At 28.3% G+C, this 14,470-nt stretch carries 14 protein-coding genes and 1 pseudogene; 6 read left to right on the forward strand and 9 right to left on the reverse strand.

Annotated features, from left to right (window positions below; all coding sequences use genetic code 4):
• Window positions 1-76: 76 nt before the first annotated feature.
• The 3 genes from P344_RS04080 to P344_RS06140 all read right to left on the reverse strand — a co-directional run bounded on the left by P344_RS04080 (window position 77) and on the right by P344_RS06140 (window position 2,658).
• Window positions 77-1,573, reverse strand: coding sequence for a hypothetical protein (locus P344_RS04080; RefSeq protein WP_025317612.1), 1,497 nt, complete (start codon window positions 1,571-1,573; stop codon window positions 77-79).
• A 304-nt stretch (window positions 1,574-1,877) separates the two neighbouring features.
• Window positions 1,878-2,069: a hypothetical protein gene (locus P344_RS04085; RefSeq protein ID WP_025317613.1), complete on the reverse strand. Its 192-nt coding sequence runs from the start codon at window positions 2,067-2,069 to the stop codon at window positions 1,878-1,880.
• The gene (locus P344_RS06140; RefSeq protein ID WP_025317614.1) at window positions 2,044-2,658 is read right to left on the reverse strand and encodes a hypothetical protein; all 615 of its coding nucleotides are present in this window, start codon (window positions 2,656-2,658) and stop codon (window positions 2,044-2,046) included. The genes P344_RS04085 and P344_RS06140 overlap by 26 nt, the downstream gene beginning before the upstream one ends.
• A gap of 374 nt (window positions 2,659-3,032) precedes the next feature.
• On the opposite strand from P344_RS06140, the gene P344_RS07945 reads away from it, so the two are divergent.
• Window positions 3,033-3,155, forward strand: a complete 123-nt coding sequence (locus tag P344_RS07945) for a hypothetical protein (RefSeq protein WP_269078587.1) — start codon at window positions 3,033-3,035, stop codon at window positions 3,153-3,155.
• A 434-nt stretch (window positions 3,156-3,589) separates the two neighbouring features.
• On the opposite strand, the gene P344_RS04095 is transcribed toward P344_RS07945, so the two are convergent.
• Together P344_RS04095 and P344_RS04100 are read right to left on the reverse strand one after the other, a co-directional pair.
• Entirely contained in the window at window positions 3,590-3,949 is a 360-nt protein-coding gene (locus tag P344_RS04095) for a hypothetical protein (protein ID WP_025317616.1), read from the reverse strand.
• Between the two features lie 186 nt (window positions 3,950-4,135).
• The gene (locus P344_RS04100; RefSeq protein ID WP_025317617.1) at window positions 4,136-4,777 is read right to left on the reverse strand and encodes a hypothetical protein; all 642 of its coding nucleotides are present in this window, start codon (window positions 4,775-4,777) and stop codon (window positions 4,136-4,138) included.
• An 89-nt stretch (window positions 4,778-4,866) separates the two neighbouring features.
• Between P344_RS04100 and P344_RS04105 the strand changes: the two genes are divergently transcribed.
• Window positions 4,867-5,172, forward strand: a complete 306-nt coding sequence (locus P344_RS04105; RefSeq protein WP_025317618.1) for a hypothetical protein — start codon at window positions 4,867-4,869, stop codon at window positions 5,170-5,172.
• A 108-nt stretch (window positions 5,173-5,280) separates the two neighbouring features.
• Window positions 5,281-5,466 carry a hypothetical protein gene (locus tag P344_RS04110; RefSeq protein WP_025317619.1) on the forward strand — a complete coding sequence of 62 codons (186 nt, stop codon included), beginning with the start codon at window positions 5,281-5,283 and terminating at the stop codon, window positions 5,464-5,466.
• Between the two features lie 850 nt (window positions 5,467-6,316).
• On the opposite strand, the gene argS is transcribed toward P344_RS04110, so the two are convergent.
• The 4 genes and pseudogenes from argS to rsmD all read right to left on the reverse strand — a co-directional run bounded on the left by argS (window position 6,317) and on the right by rsmD (window position 10,787).
• Complete coding sequence (argS, locus tag P344_RS04115; protein ID WP_025317620.1) at window positions 6,317-7,990, reverse strand: arginine--tRNA ligase; 1,674 nt, start codon at window positions 7,988-7,990, stop codon at window positions 6,317-6,319.
• 165 nt (window positions 7,991-8,155) lie between these two features.
• Complete coding sequence (gene rsmB / locus P344_RS04120; RefSeq protein ID WP_025317621.1) at window positions 8,156-9,424, reverse strand: 16S rRNA (cytosine(967)-C(5))-methyltransferase RsmB; 1,269 nt, start codon at window positions 9,422-9,424, stop codon at window positions 8,156-8,158.
• A 2-nt stretch (window positions 9,425-9,426) separates the two neighbouring features.
• A pseudogene (gene gmk, locus P344_RS04125) lies at window positions 9,427-10,021 on the reverse strand (guanylate kinase).
• Window positions 10,014-10,787 (reverse strand): 16S rRNA (guanine(966)-N(2))-methyltransferase RsmD, encoded by a 774-nt coding sequence (rsmD, locus tag P344_RS04130; protein WP_269078588.1) that lies wholly within the window; start codon window positions 10,785-10,787, stop codon window positions 10,014-10,016. Before rsmD ends, gmk begins: the two are co-directional and overlap by 8 nt.
• Here rsmD and def point away from each other — a divergent pair.
• From def to P344_RS04145, 3 genes are all read left to right on the forward strand, one after another.
• Window positions 10,672-11,253, forward strand: coding sequence for a peptide deformylase (def, locus tag P344_RS04135; RefSeq protein WP_038677611.1), 582 nt, complete (start codon window positions 10,672-10,674; stop codon window positions 11,251-11,253). The genes rsmD and def overlap by 116 nt on opposite strands.
• 931 nt (window positions 11,254-12,184) lie before the next feature.
• Complete coding sequence (locus tag P344_RS04140; protein WP_025317624.1) at window positions 12,185-12,499, forward strand: hypothetical protein; 315 nt, start codon at window positions 12,185-12,187, stop codon at window positions 12,497-12,499.
• A gap of 185 nt (window positions 12,500-12,684) precedes the next feature.
• Window positions 12,685-14,451, forward strand: coding sequence for a ribonuclease J (locus P344_RS04145; protein ID WP_025317625.1), 1,767 nt, complete (start codon window positions 12,685-12,687; stop codon window positions 14,449-14,451).
• The last annotated feature ends 19 nt before the right edge of the window (window positions 14,452-14,470 follow it).

A 14,470-nucleotide genomic window follows, 5' to 3' on the forward strand; every position in this document is an offset into this window, starting at 1 on the left:
TATACCAAATTTTTTAAAAATATGGTAATTATTTTTATTTTTCTGTAATTTTTCATTACTAACTAACTTAGTTAATTTATTCACGTATAATTTTAGATTTTAGTTTATTTTTAAAACTATTTCTTAATAGAATATTAATTTTAGGGACTAATAACACCAGGTGATTACGATATTCCGCTAAAATAAAATCAGCGGTAAAGTAAAAGATTAATAATAACACTAATATTAATGAAGCGCACGAAGTGAAAACAATCGTTGTAATATCATCAATGAAATTTGCAAAATCTCCTATGGTTACAAAATTAGCGGTTGGATTTTTAAAGGCAAAAATACCAATTTGGTCTCACGATAAAATATCATCAACACAGCGCACTAAGAATTCTGTTCCAAACAGCAGAATTTGGAAATAACCAACAATTGGTTCTCCCGTTGGTGAACGGTATTTTCATTCACAAGTCATAGCAAATAAAATATAATAACACATTGAATAAGCTAAACCATTAATAAGCTGTAAAGCTAAGTAGGCATCTGGTGAATGGTTAAAAGCAGAAATTGTAAAGAAAGCAAACCATAGTAATAACCCAATCCCAAAACAATATTTTGCTCCTAATTTATTATATAATCAGTTACATGCTAAATAAGAACCAAAAACTTGGGGAATTAAAAACAACTGGTTATTTAACCGAATAAACTGGTCAACCATCGCGCTATTATGATATTTCTCCCAAGTCCGCTGTCCTAATAACCAAATATAAATGTTAGATTGTGAAACCTCTTTCATTCCAATGATAAAAAATAATAGCACAAAAATAATAATAACTTTTTTTCATTTAAAAGGTTCTAAAATTTCACGTTGTTCAGCGGTAAAAGGAAGCGAAGTAAACTCTCCTTGTCGTGAATAAAAAAAATAAAAGAATAAGGCCGTAAAAATTGATAATAATGATAACGAACCAATAATTCTGATAATTCCATGGTTACTAATTTTATTTACTAAACTATAGGTAAAAATATCATGGAAGTCAATTCCCGCTAAAATAGCAAACGTCATAATTGGGGCCACTAAACTAACTGTTTTAAACGGAAAAAACTTTTTCGCAAAAATTTCATTATACGTTAAATAAAAACTACTTAAATTAGTGACTCCTAATCCCAACAAGACACAAGCAGTAATCTGAGTTTCAAAAGATGGATAAATCACTAATAATAAAACTCCCAGGATAATGGCAATATAAACTAATAACCGGTAAAATTCCCAAACTTTTTTCTTAGGAAACAAGAAAATTAATTTAATTGGAATCATCGCAATTAACGCATAAAATAACGTTGACATTACAAACAAGGCTCCCAACCCGCTTAGTTTATCAATTTTTAATGCTTTTAACGTAAAATTAAAATCATAATTATTGGATAGAATTAAAGATAAGGCAAATCAAAAACAAAAAGTTTGAGCAAAAAAGATCTTTTGACTATTGGAGCGAAAAACATGATTTTTAATTAGCATTAAAATATAGAACACCATAATTAATACTAATACAATTGGATTAAAAATAAAGATGTCTCAATTTGTTTGCATGCTTACCTCACTTGCTTAAAAGTAATTATAGCACAATATAATTTCATTACCCCTATTAAACACTATATTAATTTATTTTGCAACTATAAAATATTGCGTTTAATAATAAAATAACTCAGGAATAATAAGAGACCACCAAAACTAAGATAACTAATAATTATTGGTTTTGCATTTAAAAAACTGATAATTACTTGTAATTTTACAATTAACAATTTCCAGGGGGAAATCTTGGTAAATCATTAAATAATTACGCCGATTTGTAAAATCAATCACACTATTACTTAGTGGGGCAAACCAATATTTATTAACGGGCAAAGAACATTGTTCATAACTGATTCCAATGCTCTAAAACATTAATTATTGATAATTCCCGATAAAGGTACATTAACTTGGTATAATGCTGTCAATTACTATCAACTGTTAATAACTGTGTGGTGATAATTTTATAATCTAAGACTTTTTTAATTACATTATCTTTCCAACTCTTTAAAAACATAAAAAATATTATTTTTAAATAGTTTCATTATTGCTAAGGAAAACTGACTATCATTTGCAACATAATTAGATTTTTGACCTACAAAATTAGCTAAAAATAAATTTTGAAAAATATCAACCGGATCATAATTCTGTTCATGATAACTATTCTGATTAACTGTTAGCCAGTTATCATTAGGATCAAATGCATATAACGAACTGGTAGTTGATAATTTTAGATTATAAAAAGTGTTCCAATCAACAATTTTTTGGTAGTTATCAACTAATGTTTTTAACTCATGCTGATAGATATTGTGGTTATTTAGATCATCATAAGATTTAAAAAAATACTGGAAACTAATACTTAAGGTAATGGTGGTGCTTGTTCCGGCCCCTAAATCAATGTTAATAATACTATTAATATTCGTACCATTATATGTGCCTTTTCAGGCGCTAACATTATGAACACTTAAATTAAGATGTTTTTCTTCAGTTAAACCAAATTGTTGATTAATAAACATTAAGTGGTTTAATCGTAAACTTGAATCGTCTTGGTTAACTAAAATCTTTTCTAATTGGTCAATACTTTTATTTGCATAAAAATCATACAACGCACTTGTTTTGTTAAATGGAGATAACTAATGAGGTTCTTTTTTAACATTTTGGGAAATAATAATGTTGTTTTAACATTACTAACATGGTATTTATTGTCTTCACATTTCACCAAAATATTATCACTAATTGCAAAAATTAAAGTATACAGAATTCCCCCAATTAAAAATAAACTACAAAAAATAATAACAATTAGTAAAACAACTTGAAAGTGTAAAAAAGAAAACGCAAATAGAATCCCGCTGGCATCTAAAAAACTAAAGAATAATAAATAATTAACTTGATTAGCATTGTTGTTAGCAAATTAGAATTTAGAGTATTAAAATTAAGCACACTAAAAATAAGATTCATTATTAAAAGAATTCCAATCACAATGATAAGAAATAAGAAAATTGAAAACCAGAAGGCAATTAGTCTTAATAAATATAATATTGATTTGTGGTACGGTTTGGATATTAATAACAAATATGTGCCATATTGAAATTCCCGGGCATAAATTTTAATTGCAATAAAGATAATAAATAATAAAACTAATAAATTGGTTAAGATTAACACTTCATATTGAAAATTAATAATTAGTTTATTTAAATCATTAGTTGCTAAGATTAAATATTATAAGTTTAACCCCACCATTAAAACTAATGCTAATCCTGTCAATAATAAGATTGACATTGATTTTTAAATTTTAAAAAGGACAAATAGGATTATTGATCATCAAGAGCTTTTTTATGAGAATAATTTAAAGAAGAATGCTTGTAATTAAGATTAGTTTTCATCACTATTCAGCGCTAAGATTAATAAGCAATGGTAAATATGTTGAATCAGCAATTTTATAACCATAACCAGTTGTCATCCATTGTCCAATGGCACCAAATGATAAAATAAAATTTCAGCCTGTGACATCTTGATTAGCTGGATTATGATAAGGAACTAATCATTGTTAATCATTTTGTTTTTGTAAACAAGACTCATTTCATTCCCACTATCATAATAAATTTGATCATTTAAACCATTAAATAAATCAATATCTGGTAAAGCTTGCACATCTTTTTGGGCTTTAAAATCACTTATTAATAACGGTAAAAAATTATTTAAATGGCTATTATCTGGATCCTTTAATTTATTACTTAAATCCTGATTAATTGTAATTGCGACTTGGGGTTGTTGTTGATTAGAAGTGAAATGAAAATAATTAAAAAATTTCACGATAATCTTTGCAAAGTTATCTAATTTTTGTTGCACCCCCTTTGTTTGGAAGCTTTTAATTCTAAGACTAACGCTGTTCCCCATTTGGTTACCACCCCAAACAGCGGTAGTCCCGCAATGGTAATAATATTTAGGTTAATCTTGAAATTAGATAAGTCAAAAACATCACCACTAGTAAAAATTGAAGAAATTTTTAAAAAGAACTGTTCAAAATTAGCAACGTTAATTTTACTTGGATCATAACCATTTCCCGTTCAATTTCAAGAAGCACTATCAGCAGTTACTGGTTCAACCCCATTGGTAATAATATTGACCCCACTGACTTAACAAGGCAATAAAACTTTGGCTATTATCATATTTAATATAGCTTAAATAATTTTGTAAAGCAGGCAGGGTTTTAATCATTTCTTGAAAGCCATTAAGAACAAGATTGTTAACTACGGGCCCATTTTTATTATCATCAAAATTAATCTGAAATTTTTGAAAAATATTATAGAATTTTGACTTCGGATCATCAATGGTTACATTTTGTAAATTATTAAAATAACCAATTGTAGCATCCGAAATAATCCCAATGATTTTACCAATCGTATTTTTAATAGCATCCACCCAAGCAGTCGCAATAAATTTAATATTATAATTAATATTTGAACTATAAGTTTTATATTGCACAGTATAGCGTAAGGCAATATTAATCGTTACCACCGTTGCTGTTTTAATTGAGGGGTCGTTAATCAAAGTATATAGCGTATCAAGGTCAGTATAAGTTGCACTAATTTTAACGGGCGAAGCTGCTAACACCAACGGGTCGCTAGTTAAATAATAAGCAACATATTGATGTTTAATTTTGGCGTTAATCGAATTATTAAAATACTGCTTAAAATTCTTGATAATTGTAAAAAAATTATTCAATATTTAAAAAGATTAACCCTGAAAGGAAAAACTGTCTTTTTTCATTTCACTTATTAGATGAGATAAAAAACTATATTGATCAATTTACAATGATTATGATGGGTAAACAATATTATACTGGTTCAATTAAAAAATTTAATTTACAAAATACTTATGGGTTAACAAGTAGCAATCAACTAGCAATCCAAAAATATTTTCAATATTTTCAAATTCCAAATTGGTATGAATCTGAAAATAAACAATTAAATTTTGTTATTCGTAGTCCGCTTGATTTGTATTATATTACCCAGTATGCCTTACAATATCAAATTAAAATTTATAAAATCAAAGAAGTTGAGTTTTTATTTAATTTTTTATTTAAAAAACTTAATATTAAATATGATTACCATAGTTAGACAAGAAAAAAGTTTTAAGAAGAAAAAAAGTTATTATTTAAATAATGATAAACTTATATTATATGAGAGTTTTTAAAACACCAATGATATTAGTTTTTAATATCATTGGTGTTTTTTTATTTAATTAAAGGAGATGAACAATATGAAAAAACTTTTAACTTATTTAGGAATTATTTTATTAACAATGCGTCCGGAGTTAGTTTAGTTTGATGTAAATCAATAAATAATAATGATCATCCCGGTGGGGGTGGCATTGATAATGATATTAATAAATGATTTAAAAACCTTAGCTAATATTGAAGAAGAAAAATAATTATCCGATTTAAATTAATATAGTGGTAAAAGTAAATATTATTACTTAAGGTACTAATTAATGAATACGGAAGACCAACCAATAAAAATAAACTATAAAAAATTGTTACGATTAAAATTACAATTTGTGAAGAAAAGATTGAGAGTGCACAGATAATCCCATTTGCGGCTAAAAATGATAACATCATCGTATATTTTAATAAATTAACCAGTAATTTTAATATTTGGGAATAGAATAGTGGTTTTGAACTAAAGTGATAAACGACTAAACTACTAAGATAGCCAGTTAATAATATTAAACCAATGAAAAAAGCTACGCAAATTCATAAAGCTAATAGTTTTAAGAAAAAAATGGTTAACCGATGGTATGGTTTTTTGAAATTAATAACAAGTAGGTTCCATCCTGTAATTCGCGCCCATATACTTTAATTGCTGCTAATAAAATAAAAATTAGTAAAAAATATTGCTAAAGATAATAACTTCATATTAAAAATTAACAATAAAATTACTATAAGTTGGGGAAATTATTAATAAAGTAATTAAAAAGGTATTAAATAGCAAAACTGCTAACAGCATTAATACTCAGATTGTTATGCTTTTTGTTACTTTAAAAATTGCAAACGAAATAATAGTTTAAAAATCTCGTTGGTGGGGTGATGATTTGGACTGGGAAATACAGTTGGTGGCGATTATGATACTTATTATTTTTCATCATTATTTCTTTACTTATTGAAAAAGATAAATTAAATAAAAAAAAACAAATAGCAATAACATCATGGGTGTTAGGTACTATTTGTACTCTGTTAACTATTTAATTTACAAAGTTATTATATTACATTTTTTCCATAACATCAACACCAATTAGGTTAAAAGCATTACTTAAAACTTGGTAAACAACTTGGATAAAACATAAACGTTGTTTGGTTAATGCTAAGTTTTCTAAATTAATAACTTTAAATTCATTGTAATAAGAATGGAACTGACGAGTAATATTTTGAATGTAATCACAGATTAAATGGGGCTGGCGCATTTTAGCACTGTATTCAACATAACGGTTAAATAAATCAATATCATTTAACAAGTTTAATTCTTTATCGGTTGTTAATAATTCAAATGAAATAATATCATCAAAACTAATATTATTAGCAGCGGCTTGTTTTAACACACTATTACAACGGGCTGTGGCGTATTGGGCATAGTAAACGGGATTTTTTGAGGAATATTCTTTTAGTAAACCAACATCCAAGTCCATATGACTTTGAGGTGTTTTACTTGATAACATATAACGAATTGGATCAACCCCAATTTCTTCAATTAAATCAATTAACCACACCGCACTCCCTTTTCGTTTACTCATTTTATATTCTTGTCCATCTTTTAATAACCGCACCATTTGAATCATATCAATTTCTAAGATATCTTTGGGGTAACCTAATAGTTCTAAACCGACTAACATCCGAATAATATAACCATGGTGGTCTCCCCCCCAAAAGTTAACCAAGTGGTCGGCTTTGCTTCGTTGTAAACGTTCATTATGAACAGCTAAGTCCGGAGTAATGTAACTATAATCACCGTTATTTTTAACTAATACTCGGTCTTTTTCATCCCCAAAGTCAGTAGTTTTTAACCATAGAGCGCCATCTTTATGATAGGTTTTCCCTAATTTATCATATTGTTCCAGGACCGCATCAATTTTTCCCCCAGCATAAATAGCTTTTTCTGATGAATAATATTCAATATCAACACGGAACAGTTTTAATTGTTCTTTAATAATGTCTAAAAACAACTCCACTGATTCATTTCGGAAAATTTTGTGGGCTACGGGATCACTCATTTTGTAATCTTCACCATAAGTTAAGTCAACATATTTATCCTGATATTTGTCAACAAATTTTTGAGCGACATCAAAATACATATCACCCTTATAAGCTTCTTCAGGAGTTGGGACTTCTTTCCCCAGTAAAGTTTGATAACAAGTAAAAACAGTAATTGCTAAAATATTAATTTGGTTTCCGGCATCATTCACATAGTATTCAGTTTGTACATTAAAACCAGCAAACCGCAAAATGCGCGCCACACTATCCCCAATTGCTCCGTTACGCGCATGACCAATGTGTAAAAATCCAGTTGGGTTTGCCGAAACAATTTCTAAGTTATAAGTATAATTTTTGGGTTGTGATTTTCCATAGTTTGTTTTTAAAGTTAATACATCGGCCATTATTTTATGTAATTGTTCATTGGTAAATGTAAAATTAATAAATCCTGGTCCTGCTAAACTAATTTCTTTAAAACTTTGCTGGTCCTTTTCCTTAATAAAACTAATAATTTCATTGGCAATCTCGCGGGGATTTGCTTTTAAATCTTTCGCTAATAATAAGGCCAGGTTAGTTGATAAGTGCCCAAACCCTTCTTGACGGGGTTTTTCAATAATTATTTCTTTCTCTAAATTTTTGCTTGCTAAATAGCTCGTTAGTAAATCTTCAACAATCTTAATATTATTATTCATCTTTTCAGTTCCCTTTCTGTATAAAATATCATTTTATAGCAAATTATTCTTTATTTGCTATCTTTTTCTTAATTTATATGTTATTATTTAAAAGCGATGAGCCGATTAGGATAAATTATCATCAACCAGTCATAACACTTTTAAAAGTGTTTTTTTTTTTTTTATTTATTTTGTTTTAACTAAACGACAGTAATAAAACCCGTCACTATTATGTTCATAACCAAATACTTGTTCTTCTTGTTCAATTTTCATGGTCGGATATTTTTGCACAAAGTTTTTAATTTGCTCATGATTTTCATAAATTTCAAAAGTACAGGTTGAATAAACAAGAACACCATGGGGTTTTAACAATTGGTAGGCTTTATCTAATAATTGGGCTTGAATGCTAACAAGATCAAATAAGTCTTCACTTGTTCATGTTTTATATTTAATTTCTGGTTTGCGTTTAATAACTCCAAACCCACTACAAGGAGCATCTAGTAAGATACGATCGTATAACTGATCAGGGGGAATTAAATTAGCATCCAGATTATGAACTTCAATATTCGTAAGTCCTAAGCGGTGAATATTTTCCGTAATTAGCGGAATTTTATAGTTCGCAATTTCATAAGCATCAACATGGCCCTGGTTATTCATGAGTTGTCCTAAGTAAGTTGTTTTACCCCCGGGCGCCGCACACAAGTCTAGCACTAAATCACCTGGTTGCGGTGCTAAAACTTCCACAACTTTAATACTCATTTCATCTTGCATAATAATTTCTCCGTTTTTAAACATTTCACTATTCATCACTGGATATGATGAAATAACACAAGCAGAAGTTATTAAGCTTGGTTGTAAATTATACTGGGGATATTTCGCAATTAATTCTTCGCGTGAAATTTTTAAAGTATTTACCCGCAGTGATATTTTAGGGATGTTAATTGAATCTTTAATAATATTTAAAGCATGTTCATTTCCAAATTGAGTTTTTAAAATTAATAATAAACCCTTTGGAAAACTATACCGAATTGATAAAGTTTCAATTTCATTTTTGTCAGTAATGGCAAAAACACTGGCATCAGCAGTAAGAATCTTTTTTAAAGTAGCATTAATAAAACCACTAACCTTGGGATTAATAGTTTTCGCAATTTTAACTGCTTCGTTAACAATGGCATAATTCGGAATTTTATCTAAAAAATAAAATTGATAAACACTCAATCATAATAAAATTTGTAATTTTTGGTTAGTTTTGTGGGGATCAATAAACTTATTGGTGACATATTCTAAATAAATTTTATTTTTTAAGGTTCCATACACAATTTTAAAAATTAAGGTTTTATCCTGTTTACTAAGATCCGAGTATTTAATTAACATCTGGTTTAATAAATTATTACTAAATTCTTTTTTAACAATAATTTGATATAAAATATCAAAACATAACTGACGAGTTTTCATTTTTATCCTCTTATGGGGTTACTTCTTTTTTTAAATTCTTGGCGAATAATATTAACAATTTCATTGGTTGCTCTTTTAACAGTATCATTTACAATTACATAATCATAATTATCTTGCAAAGGTAATTCTTCGCGGGCTTTTTGCATCCTTTGCCTTAAAACTTCCTCTGGTTCAGTTCCACGCCCCCTAATCCGGGCTTCTAAAACTTCTAAGCTGGGCGGAACTAAGAAGAATGATAAAGCATCAGGAAATTTTTGTAAAACCTGGGTTGCTCCTTGGACTTCAATTTCTAGCAAGACATTTTTCCCCATTGCTAATTGTTTATCACAGTATGCTTTGGGAGTCCCATAGTAGTTTCCGACAAATTGGGTGTACTCTAATAATTCATCATTCGTAATTGCTTTTTGAAATTCTTCTTTGGTCACAAAAAAGTAATTAATCCCGTCAACTTCACCCTCACGTTTTTCTCTGGTTGTCATTGACACTGAGTATGCTAAGTGTAAATCATCATATTTAAAAAGTTCTTTGCCGATGGTCCCCTTCCCAACCCCGGATGGTCCTGAAAAAAATTATTAAAAAACCAGTGTGATTATTCATTGTTAGTATCATCTTCCTTTTCTATCCGTAATATATATAAATACTTGTTCTTATAATTTTTTGTTTTTAAAATAACCAAGTTGTAATTATCAAAACTTAAGGCTTGGTTGGCTTCACAAACAATAATACCGTAATTATTGAGAAGATTATTTTCTAATATACAAGTAATAATATCATAATAATAATCAATTTGTTTAAATGGGGGGTCTAAAAATAAAATATCTATTTTAATATTATTATTAATAAAATTAGTTAATAAGACCTGGTAGTCAACATTTAAAATAATTGCATTATCAATCTTAAGATTGCGGATATTATTTTGAATAATTTTTAAGGCCCCCTCGTGATAGTCATTTAAATAACATTGTCGTAGTCCGCGTGAGAGTCCTTCAATTCCTAACTGACCACTCCCCGAAAAAATATCTAACCCAACTTTATTTTCATAAATAAAATAATTATCTAAAATATTAAACAGATCTTCTTTAACACGCGCTGGCATTGGTCTGGTGTTCATTCCCTCTAAAGTTTGAAGTGCACGTCCTTTATATTTCCCACTAATTACTCGCATTTTTAACCTCTCTTTTAAATTTATTATACATAATTTATTGTTAATAATTTCATATGTTATAATTTTTATTGAGGTGATTTTAGTGCTACAAAGTGAAGTACCCAATAAAAGTTGATTAGTGTTTGATGATACCAAATCAATTCGTGAACCATCAGTGGATGTGAAAATACCACTTTCCGAAAATGATGAATTAATCATGCACAAATTAATTGACTTTGTTCGTTATTCACAAGATCCCACTGAAAATAAAGATCATGCAATTCGTCCGGCCGTTGGCCTAGCTGCTCCCCAAATTGGAGCCAATGTTAATATGTACTATATTCGAATTGATACTACTGATGATGAAACTAAACAACGAACTATTATTGAATACGCCTTGGTTAATCCCAAAATTATTGGGTATAGTTCCCAACTTGCTTGTTTAGAGGAAGGTGAAGGTTGCTTAAGTGTTGCCATTGATCATGAAGGTTATGTTCCCCGCAGCTTTCGGATTTTAGTTGAGGGTTATGATTATTTAAAACAAGAAAAAATTAAAATAACAGTCCGTGACTATGAAGCAATTGTTTTCCAACATGAACAAGCCCATTTAGAGGGAAAGTTATATTATGATTTAATTGATAATAAAAATCCATGGCTAAAAAAACCAGAATGAATTTTACTATAAATTTATCTTGTTTTTTATTTTTATTATAAGTTTATAAATTTAATTTAATTTTTATATGATAAATAATATAATAAAGATAACGGTCTATTTATTTATCCAATAAATAAAAACTAATAATATTAGTAAATCTTTTTTTAAAAATCTCTTATAAAATTTAATGACTTCTAAAAATAATAAAGTCAACTTTAATCAAAACTTCCAAAGCTATCTCTTAATGCCCTTATCTTACATAAAGATAATGGAAATGGTCTATGAATTGGAATCTGAATTGCAATGCCGGACCTGGATGAAGTGCTGATTAATTAAAATTAAAAATATAAAGCAGGAAATTTAAGAATTGGAAAAAAATAATCCTTATCGACAATACTGATATGTTATTCTTCATAATGTTATTCATTACATTGGGACCTTATATTTAATAGAACTTGGATTCTATTTAACATTTAAAAATTCAAATTGATTTTTTTCCTTATTTGTATAGCAATTATCATGGCAATCCTTTCTTTTATTTGAATAATAACAAATATATTTCACTTAAGATACTTTTTATTTGAAGAAAAAATCAAAGAAAACAAAATTAAAAAAATAGTAAAAATTGAAAAGTCAACTCTTAATTATATTGCCTGATGATATTTAAATTAATAACAAAAACACTTAGAAATTGAGTGTTTTTTTTATGACTAATTACGAAAAAATAATTTTTAAAGAAAAGACATCATTAATCTGAATTTTATTTTTATTATAAAATTATAAATATTTTATTATTTATTAACTTAGTCAGTGGATTTTTAACATTAGAATTCTTCCTTTATTTGATTCTACTCTTCAACCGCTTTTTCTAAGAAAAAAACACTAACTATAAAAATTTATAATAAATATTTAAAAATTAATGTCAAAACCTTTTATTTATAAACAATAAGGAGAATTTAAAATGGCTCACGAAAAAAAATATAATCCAATTGATCAAAATTGAGAAATTATTGCTCATAATATTGTCTATATTATTGGATCATTATTTCTAATTGGTGTCGGAATCAGCTTAGTGTATTATTATTCACGATGATATATTTTTATTATTTGTTTTGGAATTATTGCTAGCATTGTAACAACAATTTGATTAATTACCGTTTTATATCATTTGAAATACTTTGCCTTAGATGATAAAATCAAGGAACATAAAATTAAAAAAATTCAAAAGATAGAAAAATGGACCCTTAATTTTATTGCGTGATGGTATTTAAATTAGTTATTTTTTTGATAATTTTATTATTTTTTCATTGTTTTTTTTATTTTATGTTATAATTTTTTAGATACTAGCAAAGCAACTTTTTCTTTCTTATCAGACAATTTTAATAACAATAATTATTAACAAATTAATATTAACTAACTTATAAAGTTAGGTAGTTTTTAGATAATGAGGTGAAAATATATATGGAGAATGTTAAGAATAAAGTCGTAAATAAAAATAAACAGCAAGTCGTTACAAGTAAAAATAAGCAAAATGAAGCTAGTGGCAATTTAAATCATGAAAAAAATAAAATTCCAACCAAAGTTTTTGCTTTGGGTGGTTTAGAAGAAGTTGGTAAAAATACATATTGTATCGAATATGATGAAGAGTTAATTATGATTGATGCGGGAGTAAAATTTCCTAGTTCAACAATGCTGGGAGTTGACGCAGTCATTCCAGACTATACTTATTTAAAAGAAAATCAAAAAAAATTAAAGGCCCTTTTTATTACCCATGGCCATGAAGATCACATTGGGGGAATTCCTTATTTATTAAGAGAAGTTACCGTTCCAATTATCTATGCACCACGGCTAGCAGCCGCTTTAATTCGGGATCGTTTAAAAGAACATAAGTTAGAAGCAACTACAATTGTCAAAGAAATTGATAATATGAATGTCGTTAAAACAAAAAACTTTAAAGTTAATTACTTTGCAGTAAACCACAGTATTCCCGATGCTTTTGGGGTAGCAGTGCAAACACCAAACGGAAAAATTGTCTCAACAGGAGATTATAAATTTGACTGAACACCATTAGGCCATAAAACCGATATTGAACGAATGGTAATGATGGGTCAAGAAGGTGTGACCTTATTAATGGCTGATAGTACTAATGCTGAAGTTGAAGGATATACCCCAACAGAAGCAAAAATTATTAAAAATATTGCGGAAATCTTTGTGAAGTCAAAAGGTCGGATTTTAATTTCAACCTTTGCTTCAAATGTCCATCGAATTCAGCATATTGTTGAAATTGCTAATAAATGTAACCGTAAAATTTTAGTATTTGGTCGTAGTTTGGATCGGATCATTAAAATTATTCGCCAAATGGGACATTTAAAAATTTCTGATAAAGCATTTATTAAAGCAAGTGATGCTAAAAATTATAAAGATCACGAAATTTTAATTATTTGTACTGGTAGTCAGGGTGAACCAATGGCCGCGTTGTCAAGAATTGCTAATAATCAGCACCCGCACATTTCAATTATTCCTGGTGATACTGTTATTTTTTCTTCATCACCAATTCCCGGGAACCGTGCGGATGTTGAAAGAGTAATTAATAAGTTAGCGCGTAACGGGGCAATTATTTTAGAAAATAGTCCTGTTAACCAATTACACGCCTCAGGGCATGCTTCTCAAGAAGAACAAAAACTATTATTTACTTTATTAAAACCAAAATTCTTTATGCCAATGCATGGGGATTATCGAATGTTAAAACAACATGGGGAAACTGCCGTTAGTGTTAATGTTGAAAAAGAAAATGTCTTTTTATGTGCGAATGGTGATCAAATTAACATCTTAAATGGAAGTGCTTGAATCGGTAAACGGGTAGATGCTGATGCAATCTATGTAGATGGCAAAGACTTATCGGGGCAAACAACTGCGGTTGTCCGCGACCGGGAAGTGCTATCTAAAGATGGGTTAATTGCGGTGGTAATTTCAATTGATTCACAAACTAATAAACTATTAGCTCCCCCACGAATTATTTCACGTGGTAGTTTCTATGTTAAAGATTCGGGAAATATTATTAATGAATCAATCCGAATTACCCAAGAAGCCGTTAATGATGTTTTACAAAACCAAAAACCAACATTTGGGGCTTTAAAAAATGCAATTAAACAATCATTATCCCCTTTTATTTACCGTTATAAAAAACGAAATCCTTTAATTATTCCTGTCATCTTAAATAAAAAATAAATGTTAAGTTAACATTTAT

The organism is Spiroplasma mirum ATCC 29335, from assembly GCF_000565195.1.
Classification (GTDB): Bacteria; Bacillota_I; Bacilli_A; order Mycoplasmatales; family Mycoplasmataceae; genus Spiroplasma; species Spiroplasma mirum.